This is a genomic window from Mycobacterium sp. ZZG (assembly GCF_054786995.1).
The window spans coordinates 17462-40143 of the sequence record NZ_JBTBFV010000050.1; the positions used below are offsets into that span (position 1 = coordinate 17462).

A 22682-nucleotide genomic window follows, 5' to 3' on the forward strand; every position below is an offset into this window, starting at 1 on the left:
ACCGTCGACACCATGACCCAGGCACCTGCCTCACCTCCGCTGCACATGCAGCGTGTCGACTTCGACCCCATCCCCACCCTCGGCGAGATCCGCGAGAACGAGGGGGTGCGCACCGTCATCAACGCCTTCGGCATGCCGGTGTACCTGGTGACCCGCCACGACGACATCAAGACGGTGCTCTCCGATCCGGAACGGTTCTCCAACGAGCGCCCGCCAGGGTTCTTCGTCCCCGGGGCACCCGAGATGTCCGAGGAAGAGCAACGCGCAGCCCAGTCCGGCAACCTGCTGGGCCTGGACCCACCCAGGCACACCCGGTTACGCCGCATGCTCACCGGCGAATTCACCGGCCGCCGGATGAAGCGCCTGGAGCCGCGGATCACCGACATCGTGACCCAGCATCTGGACGCCATGGAAAAAGCCGGTCCACCGAGTGATCTCGTGACCGATTTCGCTTTACCCATCCCGTCACTGGTGATCTGCGAGTTGCTGGGCGTGCCGTATGACGACCGCGACGATTTCCAGCACCGCACCAGCCGCCAGCTCGACCTGTCGATCCCGATCGAGGAACGCTTCGAACTCCAGCGCGCCGGGCGTGCTTACATGCACGCACTGGTGGGCGGCGCACGGCGTTCCCCCGGCGACGACATGCTCGGAATGCTGGTGCGCGAGCACGGGTCCGAGCTCACCGATGACGAGCTGGTGGGCATCTGCAACCTGCTACTGGTGGCCGGCCATGAGACAACCTCCAACATGCTCAGCCTCGGCACCTTGGCGTTGCTGCAGCACCCGGATCAGCTGGCCCTGGTGCGTGATGACCCCGATGCGGTGAGTCCGGCGGTGGAGGAGCTGCTGCGCTGGCTGTCGATCGTGCACTCCGGCATCCCCCGCATCACCACCAGCGAGGTGGAGATCGCCGGGGTGCAGATTCCCGCGCACCAGCTGGTGGTCGTCTCGCTACCGTCGGGCAACCGCGATCCGAGTTTCATCGACAATCCGGAGGTGTTCGACGTCCGCCGCGGCGCCATGGGGCATCTGGCGTTCGGCCACGGCGTCCATCACTGCCTGGGCGCACCGCTGGCCCGGATGGAGATGAAGATCGCGTTTCCGGCTCTGTTGCAACGCTTTCCGACCCTGCGCCTCGACGAACCTTTCGACGACGTGGCGTTCCGCTCTTTCCACTTCATCTATGGGCTGCAGTCGCTGCAGGTGGCCTGGTGAGGGTACAGGCCGACCGCGACGTCTGCATCGGCGCCGGGGTCTGTGTGATGAACAGCGAGGCGGTCTTCGACCAGGACGACGACGGCATCGTGGTGCTGCTGGTCGATGACGTGCCCTCGGCCGAGCAGGACAACGCACGGAAAGCCGTGCAGCTCTGCCCCTCCGGAGCGCTGAGCGTCGTCGAGTGAACGAGCGTTGACACTGCACCCACCGCGAAGAAGTGTGAGTAGAGATCGCGCTGGTCGCAGTGTGAACGAGGTCCGCCGGGTCAATCGCCGTCGCGGTGCAGGTCGATCAGCCCGGCCTTGCTCAGCGCGAGCACGCTGACGATCAGCACCCAGACCGGGAACGCGAGCGTCAGCCAGACCGACACGTCACTGGCCACCAACAGCGTCAGCGCCACCACATAGGTGAAGATCACCAGCCCCCGCGACACCAGGCCGGTCTTGAGCCAGATGGTGGCCAGCGACATCATGAACACCGCTGCCATTCGCAGGGCGTAGGTCTTCGACAGCGCGATCAGCAGTGCCTGACCGAACACGTGCACATCGGCTCCGTAGTCGGCGCCGCGGCTGGCTACCAGCGCCACCCCCACGGCAGACGACACGAAGATCATCGCGAGGAACAGCAGCCCACTGCCCAGGAAGACCGAGGCAAAGAACTTGTCCTCGTACCTGCCCAATCCGTCGCGCACCACCCCGATGAACCACAGGAAGCAGATGCCGGCGAACGGCATCAGCACCGCCGCCGCGCGCACCTTGCCCTCCGAACCCTCCACCCACTGCGCGCCCGGCTGGGCGCCCTCGGGGAGTGCGGTGTGGATCAGAGCGATCGCGACGCCGAACAGCACGGCGAACAACACGCCGGCCAGGCCAGCCGCGCGCGGGGTGGACAGCCGGCGCACATCGCGCTCGGGACGTTCGGTGGTCACGTGATCATGGTGCCGCCGAAACTGCACGGGGTGCGGGATTTCAGAGCAAAACGCCGCACTGCGTGCAGTCTCGGCGTCGACCCGTCAGGGCTGGCCGGCGAGCAGACGCACCATCAACCCGTTGGCCTCGGCCAGGACGTTGCCGTCGGGGTCGCGCAGCTCGGCGTTGACGAACGCCTTGCGGCCGTCGGTCTCCCGGATCCAGCCGCGCGCGGTCAGCGTGGTGTCGATGGGCGTGACCTTGCGGTAGTCGACGTGCAGGAAGGCGGTGCGGCTGATCGGACGGCCTGCGGCGTGGATCACCATGCCGAACACCGAATCGAACAGCAGCGGCAGCACCCCACCGTGGACGGCGTGGTTACCGCCCACGTGGAAACGGCTGAACTGCACGGTCAACTCGACACCCTCGGGCTCGAAGATGCTGAGCCGAAACGGCGGCATCAACAGGCTGCCGCCGCCGGGCAGTTCGACGACCCGGTTGGCCGGGCCCACGCCCTCGGCGGCCTCGAAGGGGGCCAGCAGTGCCACCAGCGCCTCGACGCGATCAGCGGCGTCGTCCCACGTCGCACTGTCGGGGTCGGCGGACACCGCGAGGTCCTGCAGCCGTCGCATCGACGCCACGAAGCGGCCGAACCCGGGACCGGGCTGGGCGGGTTCGAAGATCGGGAACCCGCCGTGGCGGTCGTAGTCGGGGTCGGTCACGAAGCCAGGATGTCGCGGCGCACGATCGTCTGGTCGCGCCCCGGTCCCACGCCGATGCATGAAACATGAGCTCCGGCAAGCTCTTCCAGGCGCAGCACGTAGTCACGGGCCTTGGCCGGCAGATCGTCGAACTCGCGGGCTCCGGAGATGTCCTCCCACCAGCCGGGCATCTCTTCGTAGATCGGCTCGGCGCGCGCGATGTCGCTCTGGGTCATCGGCATCTCGTCGGTGCGCTTGCCGTCTATCGAGTAGCCCACACAGATGGGCACCGTCTCCAGGGACGACAACACGTCCAGCTTGGTCAGGAAGTAATCGGTGATCCCGTTGACGCGGGTGGCGTAACGGGCGATCACTGCGTCGAACCAGCCGCAGCGCCGGGGCCGGCCGGTGGTGACACCCACTTCGCCGCCGGTCTTGGCCAGGTACTGGCCGTACTGGTCGAACAGTTCCGTCGGGAACGGGCCCGAGCCCACCCGGGTGGTGTACGCCTTCAGAATGCCCAGCACCGTGGTGATCCGGGTGGGGCCGATGCCGGAGCCGACGGCCGCACCACCCGAGGTCGGGTTGGATGACGTGACAAACGGATAGGTGCCGTGGTCGACGTCGAGCAGGGTGCCCTGGGAACCCTCCAGCAGCACCGTCTCGCCGTTTTCCAGGGCCTGGTTGAGCAGCAACCTGCTGTCGGCGATGCGGTGCTTGAACCCTTCCGCCTGGGTGAGCAACTGGTGCACCACCTCGTCAGGGTTGAGGGCCTTGCGGTTGTAGATCTTGACCAGGATCTGGTTCTTCAGCTCCAGGGCGGCCTCGATCTTCTGCGCCAGCAGCGCCTCGTCGAGGACGTCGGCGACCCGGATGCCGATGCGGGCGATCTTGTCCTGGTAGCAGGGACCGATGCCACGGCCGGTGGTGCCGATCTTCTTGCTGCCCATGTACCGCTCGGTCACCTTGTCGATGGCCACGTGGTAGGGCATCAGCAGATGCGCGTCGGCCGAGATCAACAGCCGCGAGGTGTCGACCTTGCGCTCATCAAGGCCCGAGAGCTCCGTGAGCAGCACACCGGGGTCGACGACGACACCGTTGCCGATGACGTTGGTGACCCCCGGTGTCAAGATCCCCGAGGGGATGAGGTGCAGGGCGAAGTTCTCCCCCGTCGGCAGCACCACCGTGTGCCCGGCGTTGTTCCCGCCTTGATAGCGCACGACCCACTGCACCCGGCCACCGAGTAGATCGGTGGCCTTTCCTTTGCCCTCGTCGCCCCACTGGGCGCCGATCAGGACGATTGCCGGCATGCAAAAATCTCCCGCTTGGCTCGCTGCGTATTGTGTTCCAGCCGGTGAGCTACCTTATCCGAACATTTGCCTGCGCATTTCGACGGGAGTGTCTTTGACCACGGTGCTGTGTTTCGGAGGGCGCCCGGTACCCCGTGCGCTGGCCGCGATTCCACGTGCGGACATCACCGAACCGGCCGACGTGGATGCGGCGACCGTCGGAGTGTCGCGGGCGGTGGTGCTGGGCACCGAGGCCGATCTGGCGACGGTGCTGACGCGGTTGTTGCGGGCCGACCGCCTGGCGGTGGAGGTGGCGCACCTGCCGGGATCCCGCGGTGCGCGGCGCGCGTTACGCGCTGGGGCACAACGTGTTCCGCTGATCCGTGACGAAACCGGAACGGTGCTGGTGCGACGCGCCCTGTGGCGTCCGGCGCCCGAGGGCCGCCTCCTGGAAGGAGAGGGCATCGTCGATGACACCGTGCTCTTCGACGGTGCGGTGGCAGGGGTAGCGGTGGAGCCCACTCACACCATGCCCGGGTTGCGGGCGCGGGTGCTGGGCTCCGGATGGCGCTCGGGGCCGTGGGTCAGCGGCCGTGCGGCCCAGCTGGGTACGCCGGCGGCGGTGGTGGTGCGTGACGGCGTGGCGGCCCCCCGACCGGTGCGCCGCTCGACGTTCTACCGGCACATCGAAGGCTGGTTGAGGGTCACGGTGTGAGCCGCCGGTAACGTCGAAACGTGAGTCTTCGTCCCCTCGGGCAGTCGGTCCGGCCCAGCCCGGTGTTCCTCGTGATCGTCGCGTCGACGGTTCTCGGTGGGGTGCTGGCCTGGCTTGCCGCCGAATCGGTCACCGTGCTGGCCTACGCCGGGGTCTTCGTGTTCGTCATCGCAGGCTGGGTGTTGTCGCTGAGCCTGCACGAATTCGGGCACGCCTACACGGCCTGGCGGTTCGGCGACCACGACGTCGCGGTGCGCGGCTACCTGACCCTCAATCCGCTGAAGTACTCGAGCCCCCTGCTGTCGCTGGGCCTGCCGCTGCTGTTCATCGCGCTCGGCGGGATCGGCCTGCCGGGCGGCGCGGTGTACGTCCAGACCGCGCGGATGACCCCACGTCAGCGCACCGTGGTAAGCCTGGCCGGGCCGTTGGCCAACCTGGTGCTGGCGGTGCTGCTGCTGACCTGCGCCCGGCTGTTCTACGACGCCGCACACGGGGTGTTCTGGGCCGGCGTGGCGTTCCTCGGCTTCCTGCAGGTGACGGCGTTGTTGCTGAACCTGTTGCCGATCCCGGGGCTGGATGGCTACGGAGCACTCGAGCCACACCTGAGCTACGACACCCAGCGCGCGCTGGACCGGTTCAAACCGTGGGGCTTCATGATCCTGCTGCTCCTGCTGATCGCTCCGCAGCTCAATCAGTGGTTTTTCGGGGGCGTCTACTGGCTCTACGAGTTGTCCGGGGTGCCGGCGTACCTGTCGTCCGTCGGTGGTCAGCTGACCCGGTTCTGGTCGGCCTGGCTGTAGCCGGCTCCGGTGGTGCGCCAGGGCCGCATCAGACCCCTCGTCGGGCTCGCACGACCCCCTCTACCGTGCCGCCCTACCCGATGCCACCCCGGCGCACCGCCCGAAGCTGCAAATAACATACAGCCCTGTATGTAAGTGCGTCTACTCGACGGCTCAGTTGACGCTCTGGGCCAGCGCCCACTCGGCCACTTCGGGGTCCACGATGCGCCGCAGGTTCGCGCTGGCACGGTCCCAGCGCCGCCGGGCGCGGGTGGGGTCGGCGTCGACGAAGCTCGAGATCAGGATTCCGCGCAGCGCGTCCATCGCGGTGTAGACGAAGTCGGCCATCGACCGGTGAATGCCTTCGGGCGCGAACTCGGCGATGACCGAGATCAGCGTGGTGTTGGCCACCGACTCGAACTTCGCCACCTCCTGCCCCAGGGCGGAATCGGTGCGGCCGGCCACCCACAGTTCCACGATCGGGATGAAGATGGGCGCGCTGTGAATGTCCCAGAGCAGCTCCAGGATCGCGTCGATCAGGTCGCCGCCCGCGGCGAAGTCGAGCGAGAAGCGGGCCACCTCGGCCGAGATCCGTTTGGCCGTCAGGTGCTGCAGCGCGGCCAGCATCAGGTCGTCCTTCGACCCGAAGTGGTGCACCTGCGCCCCGCGGGTGACACCGGCCAGTTCGGCGACCCGCGGCGTGGTGGTGCCGGCGTAGCCGTAGCGCAGCAGGCATTCGATGGTGGCGTCGAGCAGACGGGTCCGCGTCTCCGCGCTGCGCTCCTCCTGGCTGCGCCGCTTCGTCTGTCGGATCACCGCTTCAGGATACATTTCGGAATGTATGTAAGCGGGCCACGAAACAGGCCGGTAATCAGCGCCTTGCGACATATGCGGACATGCGCATATATTTCTGGTCATGGGTGCCGGTCACGATCACAGCCACGGCGGCGACACGCGGGTGAGCCGCATGCTCATCGCCGCCGGCATTCTCACCACCTTCTTCGTCATCGAGCTGATCACGGCGCTGATGATCAACTCGATCGCCCTGCTGGCCGACGCCGGCCACATGCTGACCGATCTGGTGGCGATGTTCATGGGGCTCACCGCGGTGCTGCTGGCGCGCCGGGGTTCAGCGTCGCCGGCACGCACGTACGGCTGGCACCGCGCCGAGGTGTTCACCGCCGTGGCCAACGCCGTGCTTCTGATGGGCGTCGCGGCCTTCATCCTCTACGAAGCGTTCGAACGGCTGGGCGGTGCGCCCGAGGTGCCGGGCGTCCCGCTGATCGTGGTGGCACTGGCCGGGCTGATCGCCAATGTCGTGGTGGTGCTCCTGCTGCGCGGCGACTCCGAGAAGAGCCTGGCCGTCAAGGGCGCCTACATGGAGGTGGTGGCCGACACCGTCGGCAGCATAGGGGTGCTGATCGCAGGCATCGTCACCGTCACCACCGGCTGGCCCTACGCCGATGTGGTCGTGGCCGTGTTCGTCGCACTGTGGGTGCTCCCCCGGGCGGTGGCACTGGCCCGCGCCGCCCTGCGCATCCTCTCGGAGAGCTCCCCCACCCATATCGACGTCGACGAGTTGCGGCGAGCCCTGCGCGACGTCCCCGGGGTCAGCCCGGTGTCGCTATACCGCAACCGGCCTCGCGCCGAACAACGCTGCGCAGATCTTCTCGCCGACCCCGCTCACCAGGACGTCCGGGCGCACGCTGACACCCTGGCCGCCCGGCTCGGATCCTATGTCCCGGGGGATGCCGCCGACCGTGAACTCGAGCGTCTCGGACTACCGCCACAGTCGAATGCTGCGGCGCTGCTGCTCTACCTGGCCGGGCCGTACCGCCAGCGGGGTGACTGGCTCGACAACGCCGCCACCAAGGGCCACGACACCGCGGCCGCGGCCACGACCGCACTGTTCCGCCGCCACCCCGGCCCAACACCGGCGCAACTGCACACCGCATTGACCGAAGCCGGCCTGTCCGAGGGGGCCGCGCTGCGCTACGTCGAGACACACCTGCAGCTGCGGCGTTTCGGTGATGTCGTGGTGCGGTGGAACGACCAGAGCGTCGCGAACATGTGCGAGGCCGTGCTGCACGCACTGGGCAAGCCGTCCACCGCCGCCACCATCTACGCTCACCTGGACTCGACGGATACCTCCGCGAGCTATGTCCGTGAGGCGCTCTCCGACGATTACCGCTTCACCCGGTCCAGCCGCACCCTCTGGGCCCTGCGCGCGTGGAACATCCCCGAGTACCACGGGATCGCTGCTGCCCTCGGCTCCTACCTCGACGCCCAAGGAGGCCACGCCGACGTCGAGACCATCCTGAACGACTTCGCCGCCCGGTATCCCGACGTGAGCCCCAAATCGATCATGCGCTACCTGGACAGCCTCGAGTTCATCGTTGATCTCGGCGTCGCCCGCCGCCGCACCACCGGCGACAACATTCCCCCGGTCGGGCCGCTCAATGCGGTTCGGGGCGTCTTCCGCAACGGAGACAACGAGATCCGATGCGTTCGCACCTGTACCGACGACTTGCTGCGCGGCTCGGGCCAAGCGATCCATACCGCTGTGGCGCAGGCGTTGGGCGTGACCCCCGGCGAGCACCGAACCTTGCACGGACCTCACGGCGACGTCCGTGTCCGCTGGAGGATGGCGTCCTCCAGCGGCGCCGACCTCAGCTCGCTGCGCGCCTACGCGCACGCGATCGGCGCGCGCCCCGGCGACACCCTCGTGCTCGCCTTCGGTACCGACGCCGGCACCGTCGAGGTGCGCCGCGTCGATGCCGGTCCGGGCACAACACGACGGCTGGAGCAGATCCTCGGCCGAACGGTCGCCGACCGCGACGCAGAGCTGGCGGCAAGTCTGGACTGCGCACCCGAGGAAATCACGACCGTGCTGGCTCGACGCGGCGACCATGCTGTGCTCGGCGACCTTGTGGACGGCATTACCGCTGTCGCCTCCCCGGACGGCGAGACAGCCAGTCAACCGTGGCCGTAGTCTCAACGCTGTGGGCAGTCCGGGTGGTCAACCCCTCGTCGACGAGAGCCCTGCTCCCGTCGCGAAGGCTTTCCTGAAGTCCATCGAGTACGGAGGCGAGTATTCGATCGGTTGTATAGGCGGCTCCGCCATAAGGCCATTCTGTGGTAGGCGCAGGCAACATCGCTACACAATCCATGGCTCGGCGACCCTCAGAACTCGCATCTGATCGTCAGGGCGATGATCTCCGGCGCGTTGGGTTGACAAAATTTTGTCATATAACAAAGCTGGCAAACGTCGTGACCACGAACGTGGAGGCGCGGACTAATGACCACGATCAGCGAACATATCCACGCCGTAGACGCGGCAATCTGCGGGAACATCGATTCGCTCTCCGAGCAGCGAGATCTTCTGTCCCAGAACGTTCTTGCCCAGCTGCGCAACCTCATCGAAGGTGTCGCGATGCTGCTTCAATCCGGTAGCCCCGATGACGAGTTCCTCTACGCAGCGGTGGATTCTGCGCTCGCATTTGTCAGGTCGAAGGGGAATTTCAACTTCCTCGGAAAGTTTCACAAACTCACCCAAATTAGTACTTCGCACTACACCGTGGATGGCGATGCTTCCGAGCGGCTAATGCTGAAGTACTACGAGTATCTTCATCGCATCCGCAGCCTGGTCAGCGAGAACTGTAGTACTGACATACTCGCCAACTTGGAGTCCTTCCCGATCGATCTGGACCCCTCCCTGCGGGAGTATCACGAGAAGATCGCCGCAGCGATCGAGGACGTTCGGTCGAAGCCGCTAGACACGCGACCCGGCGTGCGCTACTACATCCATCGTACGAAGCCGTTCTTCGTGGACGGGCGCATCTTCTACGAGGTGACCTTCTTCAAGGCGGTTAACAAGGTCAGCAAGTTTGACCGTGTAATCGCCTTCGCCGATATCGATTTGACCGACAAGTACTCGGCTTGGTTGACGTTGGAGAGCGCGTCAATCACCGTGCTGCATCAGGAGATGCCGATCACCATCATCCGTGACTGGCAGGTTTCAATCCGCCCGTGCGAGTTTGACAACTTCGCGCGCCTGTTTGACATCGATACCAAGGTTCGAACGAACGGACCCGAATACCGCTACCTCATGAAGGGGCTTACCAGCGGACGAGGCTCATTGCTCGACTTGATGGACATGTCGGATGCAAAGTTCGCCGCGGCCAAGGAAGCGGCCACCGTGAGCGTCAGCAAGCCGCAAATCTTCCCGGCGCTTGACGAGGCACGGCGGATCATTCGGAGCAAGTCGCCAGGGCACAACCTAATTCGCTACCTCATGCTGAGGATGCACAATCAGATTCTGAAACCGCAGTACAACTGGGAGGGCTGCCAGCGACTGTCGGGGCTGAACCTGCAGTGGGGCTGCATCCCATTCGACGACATGCCGTTCTGTACATCACCGATTGCGCACAATCCTCGCTACTGGGACCTTGCAGAGTGTCTTGATGCGACGGGGCGAAATCATGAACTGCTCGCACGACGGGTTAAGAACAACGTCGAACACCGAGCTGTCCTGTACACGCCCGTTGCTGAGTTAGAAGATCTCGGCGACGTTGGTGATCTGATGCGTACCTATAACCAACGGCTCTACTACAAGCACCGGGATGTCCGTGGACTGGAGCTGGATAAGGGACACGTCTTCATTCGGAAGTACGAAGACGACACTGTTGCCATCGTGAAGAAGCTTCAGGAGTTCGCTTCGTCGGGTATCGAGGGCTATAGCGATGCTGTCCAGCGTTGGCTTGACCACACGCCGCGGTTAATCGATGACGAGGCCAAGAAGGATGCTTTGAGGCGGCTCTTCATTCAGGCGAGGGTTGCCCTTGTCTACGGCGCTGCGGGTACCGGTAAGTCGACGATGGTCGACCACATCGCGAACTACTTTAACGACAAGACGAAACTGTTTCTGGCGCATACCAATCCGGCGGTTGACAACCTCAAGCGGAGGGTCACCGCTCAAGACTCGACGTTCCGGACGATCCGCAGTCAGACGTACCAAGGTGGCTCAGAATATGATCTGCTGGTCATCGATGAGTGCAGCACGGTCAGTAACGCCGATCTGATTAGCGTATTGGAGAATGTGACCGCGAAGCTGGTTGTCCTTGTTGGTGACGTCTACCAGATCGAGGCGATTGAGTTTGGGAACTGGTTCAGCATCATCCGCTCCTTCATTCCGAGCGCGTCGGTCTTCGAACTTACGACGCCGTTTCGGACCAAGAACCCTGCGCTCCTCGGATTCTGGCAGAAGGTTCGTGACATCGACAACGACATTGCAGAGGTCATCGCACGCAACGGTTACTCGTCCGTACTCGACAAGACCCTGTTCGAGGCTCAGGGTGATGACGAGATCATCCTGTGCTTGAACTACGACGGCCTCTACGGCATCAACAACATCAACCGCTTTCTGCAAAGCAGCAACCCTGGCAGGGCCGTCCGGTGGGGGATTGCCACCTACAAGGTCGGTGATCCGGTGCTGTTCAATGAAACCGACCGCTTCAGGCCGGTGATCTACAACAACCTCAAGGGTCGAATCGCCGCAATTGAGCAGTTCGAGGACAGTGTGCAGTTCGATGTCGTACTCGACCGCGCCGTCTCGGAATTCGACGTTGATGGTGTGGAGCTGCAGTGGGTTGCTGATAGTACGGTGCGCTTCTCGGTCTATGACTACGACGTAAGCGATGACGACGATGACACGACGAACACGACGGTGCCATTCCAGGTCGCTTATGCTGTGTCAATCCACAAAGCACAGGGTCTCGAATACGACTCCGTCAAGGTCGTGATAACCGACGCCAACGAGGATGCCATCACCCACAACATCTTCTACACGGCCGTCACACGGGCACGCGAAAGCTTGCGCATCTTCTGGACACCAGAGACGCAGCAGGCGGTCCTTCGTGGGTTGAATCGAGATGTCAACACGAAAGATGTTGTGCTTCTCTCGCGCCGTCGCGGCCTCACCCCAGTGCGTGCTACCCGGTGATGCCGGGCGACCTAGACGTCTTCGACGATGAAACGTGCTCGCTCGTACAGCTCGTCGAAGGTGATGATCTCGACTTCGTGTATTGAGTTGCGGTAGAGCTCGAAGGCCGAGGTCTTCTCCGGATTCGGGTTACCGTCGACTGCGAGCTGTTCGAGGTTGCCGAGGACCACTACTTGCTTCGGTCGGATTGAGGACACCTGAATATCCGTTGGTGTCCCGTCATCTTCGTAAAGTCGGTGGATGTCCGTATTAATTTGGCGAATCGCCTTTGCTGCTGTTTTTTGAACCTGTGCGACCGCCCCGTTCAATTCGCGAGATGTCTGATACACATCTGGCTTTCTATACGCTTCCTTTTCGAGTAGTGGGGCGGCCGGCGTCTTAATTTCACCAAACACGAGACTGCTGATAAAACCTTTCGATCTCATCACAGCGTCGCTCCGCTTGCCGGCGCCGGTGAAGATGTTGGCTCCGGTAGTTATCTTCTCTAGTTTCTCGCCGTCGAGTGTTTCACATGCAATCAGAGATAGCCCGTAACCGAATATCCATTGGTTGTTTTCAAAGAAATTCTGCCAGACACCTTCGTCGCCGGGCGGCTGCTTGCCCGGTTTCTGCAATTCGCGTCGTCGCTGCTCGAAGAAATTCGGGTCCGTCAACAGCGATTTGAAGGTTGCCAGCTGCTTCTTGCGATTCGAGATGATGCCGATATCTCGCTCCGTGAGCGACTCGCCGACTGCCGCTTGCACCGCATCGAGGACGACCTGTCGGTCCTGGTTCTGGAGCAGCTGGGCGAGCAACGCGCTGTCACCTGTGACGACGCGAAACACCGAGTCAGGCAGCGAAATCCCTATGAACGACTGTATGAAGTCGATCAGCTTCCAGAAGTTGTCATGGCAGGAGTCGGTATCGACGGTCGCCTTGATGACAGTTGTAGTCGCGTCTGCATCGACTGTGTGGTCAGCCGTCTGCTTGCCGAACTTGGTCTTGTCCTTCTTCCAGAGGCGGATTCGTGGCGAGAAGCCGTTGTCCTTTTTGATCAGTGTGATCTGGCAGAGCGTGCTGACTCGGGGACGGTCCTCCAGCACGAAGTCGGTGATAAGCGTGTTCCGGTTCGTGTCGAAAAAATAGTGAAAACCACCGGCCTGCCCACTGTCGCGAATCTCCAGCGCGGTGAAGTCATCTCTCTCCATATTGAATTCGCTGCCCTGTGCAAATGCTGCCATTGAAACCTCCTGCCTTAATTATACCTTTAATTCGTGAAGATTCGATGGGGATCGTCCTCGGTCCGCAGCGGTAAGGTCATTGTTCGAGCGGAGTTCGAACAGTCTACGGTGATGGCGCGTGTTAGAATTGTGACAAGCTTGCAGGATATATCTGAGGCGCGTAATAGCCAGAGGAAACGATGCCGGGGGAACACATGAAATTCCACAGTCTGTTTATCGGCATTGACCGATACGGCGATCCCAGAATCAATTGGCTGAGCGGTGCTGTGCGCGATGCCAGCGCATTACACGCGCTGTTCGCCGACACAATTCCCGGCTCGTCGCATGTGCTGCTCACCGATGCCGATGCGACCGCCCACGGAATCAGGTCGGCATTGGAGGCCCTGGCAACAGACGCCGGGCCGGATGACGTTGTGTTCATCTTCTACGCTGGCCACGGTTCGGACACCCACGAGATCGTCTGCTACGACACTGACGTCGCAGATCTAGCAGCGACGTCGCTGCCGCTAGACGAACTTGCCGACATCCTTTCCCGGATCAACGGTAAGACGGTTCTATGCGGGCTGGACTGCTGCTTCTCAGGCGGTCTTGGGAGTCGTGTGTTTGCAACAGGTCTCACGTCGCGCGGAGTAACGCGTACGACAGCAACCGACATTCTGTCCCGCTTCATCGGAACCGGCCGGCTTGTGTTGACGGCCTCCGCCGACGATGAGGAAGCATTGGAATCCGCGCTGCATGGTCACGGACTCTTCACCTACCGGTTGTTGGAGGCGCTTCAGGGAGTCGACGACGTATGCGACGGCGATCAGATCGATGTATTGAAGGTAGTCGGCTACGTCACCAAGCGCGTGCTTGCTGATGCGGCCCAGATGTGGCGAGTCCAGACGCCGACGCTTCGAGGGCAGGTCGATGGAACACTGCTTTGGCCGACGTTTACTGCGGGGTCGCAGTACGGTGCTATCTTCCCGGATCGGGTTCGTCAGCCCGCGACGGGTGACCCTGCATCCCTTGTTGATTACGGACTTCCAAACGAGGTGCTTGACGTTTGGTCCAGCAGTATCAGCCAACTCAACGATCTGCAATTGCGCGCAATCAACGACCACGGTGTGCTCGACGGTAAGAACCTGGTGGTGACTGCTCCTACATCTTCAGGCAAGACAATGATCGGTGAGCTAGCCGCGATCAAAGCGGCTGCGACGCGTGGCCGCACGGTGTTTCTGCTGCCGATGAAGGCGTTGGTTAACGACAAGTACGAGCAATTCACCCGCGTCTATGGACCTCTGGGGATCAAGACCCTCAGGGCAACGGGTGACTACAGCGATCAGGTCTCTGAATTCCAGCGTGGCCAGTACGATTTCGCACTTCTGACCTACGAGAAGCTGACGCACCTCGCGCTCGCTAACCCGCATATCCTTGATTCGGTCTCTGTTGTTGTTATCGACGAGGCGCAGACGCTGACAGATCGAAGTCGGGGCTCCAACTTGGAATTCCTCATGACATTGCTCAACAATCGGCGTGGTCTGGTTGGCTCACCTCAGATCATCACCTTGTCTGCCGTGGTAGGAGATCTAGGCGGCCTCGACCGGTGGATTGGCGGTGACCACCTGCATTCCACGGCGCGGCCGGTTGAGTTGCGGGAGGGCGTGATTGGGCGGTCCGGTGCCCTGCAGTTTGTGGCCGCGGACGGTTCGGAGGGCAGCATCGCAACCTTCATTCAGCCGCTCCATCACGAGGGCAGCCGAAGCATCGTTATTCCCTTGGTAAAGCGCCTCGTCGACGAAGGGAAGAAGGTCATCGTCTTCCGCGAAACCAAGGGCGAAGTTGCAAGGTGCGCGGTGTACTTGTCCACCGCACTTGGACTGCCTACTGCAACGTCGGTGTTAGAGGCGATGAGCAGCGGCGAAGTATCCGCCAGCACCGAGACATTGCGACGCACGTTGTCCCAGGGGGTTGCGCTGCACACTGCGGATCTCGATCGGACGGAGAGACAGGCTATCGAGACTGCTTTTCGAGACCCAGATTCTGGCCTGAACGTCATTGTGGGCACCACCACGCTCGCGATGGGTGTCAACACACCTGCTGAAGCTGTCGTGATTGTTGGTCTCACACATCCCGGCCCCACACCGACCCCGTACACCGTTGCCGAGTACAAGAACATGGTGGGCCGAGCTGGGCGGCTTGGATTCTCCACGAACGGAGAGTCCTACCTGATTCCGAATGACACACTAGGCACAGCGAACGCATGGCGGAACTACGTCCATGGCGACTTGGAGCCGTTGCGCTCTCAGTTGGTGCCAGATGGTGATCCCCGCACCTTAATGCTCCGAGTTGTTGCCCAATTCCATGGTGAGAGTGGTCAATCGGTCACCGAGGATGACGTCATTGACTTCCTGGATTCGAGCCTTGCTGCGCAGCAAGCGCGAGAAGGTGGAGATCAGCAATGGACCCGCGACCAGCTGGGGTACGGCTTTGATCAGCTCGTCAACGCGCGATTGCTTGAAGCGGATGCTGACGGGTACCGGCTAACGTCGCTCGGTCGCTTCGCTGGTGAGTCGGGAGTTCATGTTGACTCGATCATCCGGCTCTCCGCCGCGCTAAACGGGATAGATATCGCCGGACTGAAGAGCACAACGATCATCGCAGCGGCTCAGCTCACCGTCGAAGTTGATGGGATGTACATGCCAGTCAACGGCCGTAGAAATAGTCCAGAGCCACAGATCTGGACGAACGTACTTGTGCAACAGCAGGTCGACAGACTGCCGCTGCGAGCCCTCCACCAAACCGCACCCGACACAGCGGCGATCTCGCGCCGCACTAAGAAAGCGGCAGCGGCGATTTTCTTTATCAACGGCATCGAGATGTCTGTTTTGGAAAGGAATTTAAACCAGCATGTGTGGAACCGACCCGCGATGGCTGGGGTCGTTCGCACGGTTGCAGATCGGACGCGTGACCTACTGCCTGCAGTTGGCGCCGTCTTGGCCGAGCTCTATCCGGACGATGCCAGCGAGGTTCGGGCTCTAGTAGGTAGGACGATCACCCGTCTTGAGTTTGGCATCCCACCAGACTTGATTGACATAGCGCAACTGGATCTCGGCCACAATCGACAACAGTTACTCGCGCTGAAGAATGCGGGACTAACTGATCTGCAAGAGGTCGTAGACGCAGACCTCGAAACCTTGAGCAAGGTTGTCGGCGGCGCGAAGGCCGCGGAGACTCTGCAGGCTTCATGCCGTGCAGCGATCGAACAACGGGCCACAACTGGGATCGACCTAGCGCCACCTATGGAGTAGGTGGAGGCAATCCAAATGGGGACGTCGTCAAAGGGATGTCGATTGTCGAGTTGACAGGGAGGACAAGTGTACGAGCACTCTGCTCTACTCGACGATCTAGGCGATGGGGTCTGCTGCACGATCAGGTGACAGATTGCGTCACGCGGCCTGACTGGCCGGCGTGGTCATGATTGCTTCGAATTCGATCGGGGTCAACCGCCCGAGGGTGAGCTGTCGTCGGCGGCGGTGGTAGGTGCGTTCGATCCAGATCACGATGGCGATGCGTAGTTGCTCGCGGGTGTCCCACCGACGGCGGTCCAGGACGTTCTTCTGCAGCAGGCTGAAGAAGCTCTCCATGGCCGCGTTGTCGCCGGCCGCCCCGACACGACCCATCGAGCCGACCATGCCGTGATGGTGCAGGGCGTGGACGAACTTTCGGCTTCGAAATTGACTGCCGCGGTCGCTGTGCAGAATGCAACCGTCCACATCCCCGCGGCGTGCCACCGCACTACTGAGCGCGGCAGTAGCCAACCGGGACTTCATCCGGGAGTCGATCGAATACCCGACGATGCGGTTGGAGAACACGTCCTTGATCGCGCACAGGTAGAGCTTGCCCTCACCCGTGCGATGCTCGGTGATGTCACTGAGCCACAACGCGTTTGGTTCACTAGCGGTGAAGTCGCGTTCGACCAGATCATCGTGCACTGGTGGTCCGGGTTTGCCGTTCTTGCCGCGCTTCTTTCCGAACACGCTCCACAACCCCTGCTGAGAGCAGATCCGCCATGCGGTGCGCTCGGCCATCGGCTCACCAGCATCGCGGGCCTCCTCGACCAGATAGCGGTACCCGAACTCGGGATCGTCTTTATGGGCGTCGAACAGCGCGTTGGCCCGGTAGGCCTCGACGATTTCGGCGTCGGTGACCGGATGTGCCCGCCAGCGGTAGTAGGGCTGGCGGGCGAGCTTGAGTACCCGGCACGTCACCGCCACGGGAATCCCGTCGGCGGCGAGCTCACTTACGAGCGGGTAGAGCCTTTTCCCGGCAGATTGGCCTGCGACAAGTACGCGGCCGCCCGGCGCAAGATTTCGTTCTCCTGCTCCAGCAACCGATTTCGGCGACGAAGTTCCCGCAACTCCGCGGAATCACTGGTGCTCTTGCCGGGCTTGGTGCCCTCGTCGATATCGGCTTGGCGCATCCATTTGGTCAGCGTCATCGGGTGGACACCAAAATCGGTGGCGATCTGCTCGATCGTCACACCATCGCCGCGGTTGCAGGCGACCCGGACGACATCGTCGCGGAACTCGCGGGGGTAAGGCCTAGGCACAAGGACATCCTTCCAGCCCACCCGTCACGGGCAAGCCAACTCAGATGTCACCTAGTCGTGCAGCAGACCCATGTTATTCCAGATAGCATTGATGCGTTGCTCGACGCCTAGTTTGAACGGTTGGGCTGGTTCGAATTGATGACGTGTCGCAGCTTCCAGCGCAAAAAGGCTCCAGCAAGAAACTTGTGTGTGTCCCTCGGCGCGTCTGGGCGACGCACTGAAGATTTTGATCAAACGCTTGCGCACTTCAGTGCGACGCTTCCGATATCCGCAAGGCCGAGGCGAACGCTGACAAGTGTTCCGGGGGAGCCTGAGTGCGTCGATGACGGATTGATGTTCCTTCACGGCATCAATCAGAATCCTCGTAACCTTGCTTCGTGCATCCTCGTCGAGGTCCTCGAATCGGACCGGTGGGCGGCCTTGCGCGGGGCCAAGGTTGTAATCCATCAATCTGCTCCCGAGCTCTTCTGTGAGGAGGGGTTTTTATCATCGCCGCGCGATGTAGTGTTGAGTAACGGATTGCAGAATCTTGCTCGGCACCGGATCGTGGCCTCAGTGGGCCTTGCCCCCGTGTAGTGGACACGGGATTTGTGGTTACGCCGCTTCTGGCAGCGTAGCGGTTTCGCGGACGCGTTCGTAGGTGGCGGGACTGGAATAAGCGCAGCGGGAGTGCCGTCGCCTCAGGTTGTAGCGGACCAGCCAGCGGAACACTTCACGGCGGCAGCTGGCGGCGTCGAGCCACTGGCTGCGGTCCTGCAGGATTTCGCGTTTGAGGGAGGCGTTGAACGATTCGGCGAGCGCGTTATCAGCACTTGACCCCACCCCACCCATAGACTGGACGACGCGCAGATCTGCGCAGAGTGCCGCGAAATCCTGTGAGGTGTACTGACTTCCGTGATCTGAATGAAACACAGCACCCGCCAGTGATCCACGCAGCGCCTCGGCGGCTTTGAGGGCATCTTCGACCAGTTCGGTGCGCATATGATCGGCGATCGCCCACCCCGCCACCCGCCCGGAGAAGCAGTCGATCACCGTCGCCAGATACAGATTCGCACCGGTCGCCAACGGCAGGTAGGTGATGTCGCCGACATACTTCTCGTTGGCCGCCGCGGCGGTGAAATCCCGGCCCAGCAGATCCGGGACCTTCCGCGTGGCCGGATCAGCCACCGTGGTCTTGACCCGTCGTCGACGGCGGTAACCGGCGATGCCGGCATCGCGCATCACCCGGGCCACCCGTTTGTGGTTGACCCGCTCCTGCTCGGGGGCACCGTCGTTGAGTTCAGCGGTGATCCGCGGCGCCCCGTAGGTGTTGTCCTCGTCGTGGACGGTGCGGATCCGCGCGGCCAGCGCCTGGTCAGCAGCAGCACGGGCGGCGCGCCCGTCAGCGCCGGCCAGCCAGGCGTAGAACGAGGAACGCGCGATCTCCACGACCGCGCACAGCCACTTCACCGGGTAGGTGTCGGAGTGGTCGGCGACGAACTGAAAGCGGCTCACCAGTTCGTCTCCCCGGCGAAATATTTGGCCGCCGACCGCAGAATGTCGCGCTCGGTCGACAGCCGAGCCTCGGTGGCGCGTAACGCCTTGTTCTCAGCCCGCAGCCGGGCCAACTCCTGCTCCGGGGTCTCTGCGCCCGCCACCGGCCCATCGGCCGCACTGGGGTTGCGATGCCTGATCGGCACTCCCGCGGCCTTGCACCAGGCTGAGAGCGTCACCCCACTGATGCCGAGCTCCTCGGCGATCTGGGTAATCGTGGCGCCCTCGGTATCTCGGTACAGCGCCACCGCATCCCGCTTGAACTCGTCCGGGTAATTCTTCCTTGCCATCGGTGTCGATCATCTCGCTTTCCCCGCCAATCTTGCGGGATTCAGCGTGTCCAACACACGGGGTCAGGGCCCAGTAGTAACGCGGCACGGTTTTAACGTCAATCGCTAATAAATACGAAGGCGACCTCGTACTGCGCGCCCACCGTGGAACCGTGCGCCGGCTGCTGAGGCGACGCAGCGCACCCGGGGCCGTGCGATCGCAGCATGGGCCGCGGAATGTCGAACCGTCATCTTCATTGCGGAACTGGCGAGTCCCCGTTTCTGAGTCCACCCGGTTCTTGAGTCGGGTTGGTGTGATCCAGATTCAGTTGATGCTGCAGGCCACCGGGGTGTGGCTACATCTGCAGACGGCAGCGTACTCGGCTGGAGTCTGGTAGCCCAGGGCCGAGTGGCGGTGTCGGTGGTTGTGTTCCTCCTTGAAGTCGCCGATGACCACGCGGGCCTCGAGAACGGTGTTCCAGTGGTTGCGGTTGAGGCACTCCTTGCGTAGTCGGTTGTTGAAGGATTCGATGTGTCCGTTGTTCCATGGCGTTCCTGGCGGGATGTAGGACATCCCCACTCTGCGATCGCAGAACTGTTGCAGCGCTTGGGAAATGAATTCGGGCCCATTGTCCATGCGCAGCACCGTCGGCGGGCCGCCGGCCGCGGCGAAGACCTTCTTGAGTTCGTCGACCAGACGGTCGGCGGTGATCGACCGCTCCACGATGTTCAGCAGCGACACCCGCGTATGTTCGTCGACCATCGACGCGATCTTGATGGCCTTGCCGTCGATGGTGGAGTCGAATTGGAAATCGATCGCCCACACCACGTTCGGAGCGTCAGCCTCGACTGGCGGGATCGAGGACACCCCGGCCCGCTTGCGCGGACTGCGGATCTTGACCTGCAGGCCCTCTTCGCGCCACAGGCGGTGGATCTTCTTCTTGTTGACCTCACGGCGCTCGTCGTAGCGCAGCGTCGCCCAGGCACGCCGGAACCCGTGGCAGGGGTGTTTGGTGGCGTAGGAGCGCAACCAGGCCCGGATCTCGAGGTCCGGATCGGCGGGGGTCTCGGCTTGAGACAGACGGCGGCAGGTGGAGCGGGCCAGCCCAACGGCTTTGCACGCCAACCGTTCCGACATGCCCATCGTAGTGGTGAGCATGTCGACGGCGCGGCGCTTGGCAGCTGGGCTCAGAATTTTCCCTTGGCGACCTCCCGCAACGCGTCTTTGACCAGTTCAGCCTCGGCCAGCAGCCGCTTGAGGCGGGCGTTCTGCTCGCGCAACTCCTTGAGCTCCCTGGCCGCGTCGGTGTCCATCCCGCCGTAACTGCGGCGCCAGTTGTACAACGTCGCCGGCGACACCTCCAGCTCGGCCGCGATCTCCTCGCCGGTCTTGCCCTCCGCGGTCAGCTCATCCGCACGGCGCAATTTGCGCACGATGTCCTCCGCGGAATGCCGCTTCCGACCAGCCATACGTCCATCGTCCCTTCTCGCCCGACATCGGGCCACAGGACTCTAGAACTTGCTGGACTCATTCAGCGGGAACACGCCAGAACTGCCACATGCGGTGAGACCAGACAGCATAATTGACCGATGTAATCCCTTGTAGGGCAGGTAATCCCGGCGCGACTGGTAACCCTCCATATTCGATTCCGCCGTATTCGTCGTGCTGAAAGCGGCCGTCGGCGATAAGGCTTCCTAAGCAGCTTGTCGTATTGGATGGCTGCCGCTCCTTTGGGCGCCTACCCGGAAACTAGTTTGCTGAGTGTTGGTCTAGGGGTCGATGGGGTAAGCGGGGCATCAAGCTGCCCCCGTCGTGTCGGCCGGGGCCCATTAACGCTGACATGGCCAACCGTCGAACTAGCCAAACTCGGCTCGTCCTCCAACGCCACTGCGGCGTTATCGCGCGCAAACCGGCTATCTCGATGAATCGGATTCGGCCTCAAACCCCTGGAACACTCGCGACGCCGATCGGTTGAAGCGGGCAAATGATTTCATGGCGTGGGTGGTCGAGGGGTCGCCGTGGAGGCCCGCCGCATCGCCGAAACACGCTGCTTTGCAGACAATCTGGATGGAGCCGTCGCGATGAGTGACCGCCGGGTGATCAGCCTGAATCAGCGACGCTTGAATGACGGGGCGCAGTGATCGCGCCTGGCCCACGCCCGCGTGGCCCGGGCCACCACCTGATCAACGTTTTACACTCGCTCCATACTCCTACTATTATCTGCGCATGAATGCAGATAAAGGGGCTTGTAGTCGTCGGCTGCCCGACGACCAGGTCGATCTGGTGGTCGAGGTGTTCCGGATGTTGGCCGATGCCACTCGAGTTCAGGTGCTGTGGGCGCTGGTGAGCCGCGAGATGTCGGTCAACGACCTGGCGACCCATATCGGCAAACCAGCGCCGTCGGTATCTCAGCATTTGGCGAAGCTGCGGATGGCGCGGCTGGTGCGGACCCGCCGCGAGGGCACCACGATCTTCTACAGCCTCGACAACGACCACATCGGTCAACTTGTCACCGACGCGGTGTTCAACGCCGAACACGCCGGACCAGATGTGCCGGGCCATCACCGCGACGCCGCCGACCTGGCCACCCTGCATCCCGCCACCGTCGACCCCACGCCGATCCGATCGAAGGGACGCCGCACATGATGCACAAGGCCCGACCCGCCGCGGCTGTCGGACATGACCACGGTGAACACGCCGGTCACGACCACGGCTTAGATCACGGCCACGATCACCCCAAAGGCCTGCGCGCAGCGATCAAGGAGATCTTCGCCCCGCACAGCCATGACGCCTCCGACAGCATCGACGGGGCCCTGGAATCCAGTGCCGCGGGCATCCGCGCAGTCAAGATTAGCCTCCTCGCGCTCGCAGCGACCTCCATCGCGCAGCTGGTAATCGTCGTGATCTCCGGGTCGGTAGCCTTGCTGGCCGACACCATCCACAACTTCTCCGACGCCCTGACCGCCATCCCGCTGTGGATCGCTTTCGCGCTGGGCACCAAGGCCGCCACCCGCCGCTACACCTACGGCTACGGCCGCGCCGAAGACCTGGCCGGACTCTTCGTGGTCGCGATGATCACTCTCTCGGCCATCATCGCCGGCATCGAATCCGTTCGCCGGCTGATCAACCCGGTTCCGATCCAACACCTCGGATGGGTCGCCGTGGCCGGGCTGGTCGGCTTCATCGGCAACGAACTCGTCGCGGTCTACCGCATCCGCGTCGGACGCCAAATCGGGTCGGCCGCCCTGATCGCCGACGGGCTGCACGCCCGTACCGATGGCTTCACCTCCCTGGCCGTGCTGCTCGGCGCCGGCGGCGTCGCCCTAGCCCGGATTTTTCGTCGAGGGTGATGGCAGTCGTGCGTTGAGATGCGATTGCGTCGCGAATCCGGTTGTGTGGTTCTGGGTATGGCGGGGTGGTCCCGTGTCGCCGGGTGGTGCGGGCTTTCCCAGTG

15 protein-coding genes and 2 pseudogenes are annotated in these 22682 nt (G+C 62.9%); 9 read left to right on the forward strand and 8 right to left on the reverse strand.

Annotated elements, in window-relative coordinates; genetic code table 11:
* Positions 1 to 12 precede the first annotated feature (12 nt).
* Both ACXMYJ_RS22335 and ACXMYJ_RS22340 read left to right on the forward strand, forming a co-directional pair.
* Positions 13 to 1218 carry a cytochrome P450 gene (locus tag ACXMYJ_RS22335; protein WP_029372483.1) on the forward strand — a complete coding sequence of 402 codons (1206 nt, stop codon included), beginning with the start codon at positions 13 to 15 and terminating at the stop codon, positions 1216 to 1218.
* Positions 1215 to 1406 carry a ferredoxin gene (locus tag ACXMYJ_RS22340; protein WP_024447868.1) on the forward strand — a complete coding sequence of 64 codons (192 nt, stop codon included), beginning with the start codon at positions 1215 to 1217 and terminating at the stop codon, positions 1404 to 1406. Before ACXMYJ_RS22335 ends, ACXMYJ_RS22340 begins: the two co-directional genes overlap by 4 nt.
* A gap of 80 nt (positions 1407 to 1486) precedes the next feature.
* On the opposite strand, the gene ACXMYJ_RS22345 is transcribed toward ACXMYJ_RS22340, so the two are convergent.
* The 3 genes from ACXMYJ_RS22345 to ACXMYJ_RS22355 form a co-directional block, all read right to left on the reverse strand.
* Positions 1487 to 2149: a hypothetical protein gene (locus tag ACXMYJ_RS22345; protein ID WP_234786133.1), complete on the reverse strand. Its 663-nt coding sequence runs from the start codon at positions 2147 to 2149 to the stop codon at positions 1487 to 1489.
* Between the two features lie 84 nt (positions 2150 to 2233).
* Entirely contained in the window at positions 2234 to 2851 is a 618-nt protein-coding gene (locus ACXMYJ_RS22350) for a PaaI family thioesterase (protein WP_024447866.1), read from the reverse strand.
* Positions 2848 to 4140: an adenylosuccinate synthase gene (locus ACXMYJ_RS22355; protein WP_029372485.1), complete on the reverse strand. Its 1293-nt coding sequence runs from the start codon at positions 4138 to 4140 to the stop codon at positions 2848 to 2850. The genes ACXMYJ_RS22350 and ACXMYJ_RS22355 overlap by 4 nt, the downstream gene beginning before the upstream one ends.
* An 88-nt stretch (positions 4141 to 4228) precedes the next feature.
* Here ACXMYJ_RS22355 and ACXMYJ_RS22360 point away from each other — a divergent pair, with 88 nt between their 5' ends.
* Both ACXMYJ_RS22360 and ACXMYJ_RS22365 read left to right on the forward strand, forming a co-directional pair.
* Positions 4229 to 4834: a hypothetical protein gene (locus ACXMYJ_RS22360; protein WP_029372486.1), complete on the forward strand. Its 606-nt coding sequence runs from the start codon at positions 4229 to 4231 to the stop codon at positions 4832 to 4834.
* A 20-nt stretch (positions 4835 to 4854) separates the two neighbouring features.
* Positions 4855 to 5634: a site-2 protease family protein gene (locus tag ACXMYJ_RS22365; RefSeq protein ID WP_029372488.1), complete on the forward strand. Its 780-nt coding sequence runs from the start codon at positions 4855 to 4857 to the stop codon at positions 5632 to 5634.
* A gap of 153 nt (positions 5635 to 5787) precedes the next feature.
* Here the strand turns inward: ACXMYJ_RS22365 and ACXMYJ_RS22370 are convergent, their stop codons facing one another.
* Entirely contained in the window at positions 5788 to 6429 is a 642-nt protein-coding gene (locus ACXMYJ_RS22370; protein ID WP_234786132.1) for a TetR/AcrR family transcriptional regulator, read from the reverse strand.
* Positions 6430 to 6529: 100 nt separating this feature from the next.
* On the opposite strand from ACXMYJ_RS22370, the pseudogene ACXMYJ_RS22375 reads away from it, so the two are divergent.
* Positions 6530 to 7234: pseudogene (locus ACXMYJ_RS22375) on the forward strand (cation diffusion facilitator family transporter); the annotation flags it as partial.
* Positions 7235 to 8911: 1677 nt separating this feature from the next.
* On the forward strand, positions 8912 to 11614 hold the full coding sequence (locus ACXMYJ_RS22380; RefSeq protein ID WP_029372493.1) for an ATP-dependent DNA helicase: 2703 nt from the start codon (positions 8912 to 8914) through the stop codon (positions 11612 to 11614).
* Positions 11615 to 11625: 11 nt separating this feature from the next.
* On the opposite strand, the gene ACXMYJ_RS22385 is transcribed toward ACXMYJ_RS22380, so the two are convergent.
* Complete coding sequence (locus ACXMYJ_RS22385) at positions 11626 to 12834, reverse strand: Shedu immune nuclease family protein (protein ID WP_073683706.1); 1209 nt, start codon at positions 12832 to 12834, stop codon at positions 11626 to 11628.
* A gap of 194 nt (positions 12835 to 13028) precedes the next feature.
* Between ACXMYJ_RS22385 and ACXMYJ_RS22390 the strand changes: the two genes are divergently transcribed.
* Positions 13029 to 16124 carry a DEAD/DEAH box helicase gene (locus ACXMYJ_RS22390; protein WP_073917084.1) on the forward strand — a complete coding sequence of 1032 codons (3096 nt, stop codon included), beginning with the start codon at positions 13029 to 13031 and terminating at the stop codon, positions 16122 to 16124.
* A 138-nt stretch (positions 16125 to 16262) separates the two neighbouring features.
* Here the strand turns inward: ACXMYJ_RS22390 and ACXMYJ_RS22395 are convergent.
* The 3 genes from ACXMYJ_RS22395 to ACXMYJ_RS22405 all read right to left on the reverse strand — a co-directional run bounded on the left by ACXMYJ_RS22395 (position 16263) and on the right by ACXMYJ_RS22405 (position 20697).
* Positions 16263 to 17425, reverse strand: a protein-coding gene (locus ACXMYJ_RS22395; RefSeq protein ID WP_085975523.1) for an IS3 family transposase whose coding sequence is annotated in 2 segments (ribosomal slippage) — positions 16263 to 17138 and positions 17141 to 17425 — 1161 coding nt in all. Because the reading frame shifts where the segments join, the coding sequence is not laid out codon by codon here.
* A gap of 594 nt (positions 17426 to 18019) precedes the next feature.
* Positions 18020 to 19248, reverse strand: a protein-coding gene (locus ACXMYJ_RS22400) for an IS3 family transposase (protein WP_087139964.1) whose coding sequence is annotated in 2 segments (ribosomal slippage) — positions 18020 to 18936 and positions 18936 to 19248 — 1230 coding nt in all. Because the reading frame shifts where the segments join, the coding sequence is not laid out codon by codon here.
* A gap of 304 nt (positions 19249 to 19552) precedes the next feature.
* Positions 19553 to 20697 (reverse strand): IS3 family transposase gene (locus tag ACXMYJ_RS22405; RefSeq protein ID WP_090589008.1). Its coding sequence is split into 2 segments (ribosomal slippage): positions 19553 to 20430 and positions 20430 to 20697, totalling 1146 coding nucleotides; the frame shifts between segments, so codons are not numbered across the junction.
* Between the two features lie 757 nt (positions 20698 to 21454).
* On the opposite strand from ACXMYJ_RS22405, the gene ACXMYJ_RS22410 reads away from it, so the two are divergent.
* Together ACXMYJ_RS22410 and ACXMYJ_RS22415 are read left to right on the forward strand one after the other, a co-directional pair.
* The gene (locus ACXMYJ_RS22410; RefSeq protein WP_033725375.1) at positions 21455 to 21874 is read left to right on the forward strand and encodes an ArsR/SmtB family transcription factor; all 420 of its coding nucleotides are present in this window, start codon (positions 21455 to 21457) and stop codon (positions 21872 to 21874) included.
* Positions 21871 to 22554 (forward strand): annotated as a pseudogene (locus tag ACXMYJ_RS22415) (cation diffusion facilitator family transporter); the annotation flags it as partial. The gene ACXMYJ_RS22410 and the pseudogene ACXMYJ_RS22415, both read left to right, overlap by 4 nt.
* Between the last annotated feature and the right edge of the window lie 128 nt (positions 22555 to 22682).

Bases quoted from the DNA above. Each gene is read 5' to 3' on its own strand.
- ACXMYJ_RS22355 (WP_029372485.1), bottom strand. From the start codon at position 4,140: ATGCCGGCAATCGTCCTGATCGGCGCCCAGTGGGGCGACGAGGGCAAA.
- ACXMYJ_RS22410 (WP_033725375.1), top strand. From the start codon at position 21,455: ATGAATGCAGATAAAGGGGCTTGTAGTCGTCGGCTGCCCGACGACCAG.
- ACXMYJ_RS22380 (WP_029372493.1), top strand. From the start codon at position 8,912: ATGACCACGATCAGCGAACATATCCACGCCGTAGACGCGGCAATCTGC.
- ACXMYJ_RS22335 (WP_029372483.1), top strand. From the start codon at position 13: ATGACCCAGGCACCTGCCTCACCTCCGCTGCACATGCAGCGTGTCGAC.
- ACXMYJ_RS22385 (WP_073683706.1), bottom strand. From the start codon at position 12,834: ATGGCAGCATTTGCACAGGGCAGCGAATTCAATATGGAGAGAGATGAC.
- ACXMYJ_RS22390 (WP_073917084.1), top strand. From the start codon at position 13,029: ATGAAATTCCACAGTCTGTTTATCGGCATTGACCGATACGGCGATCCC.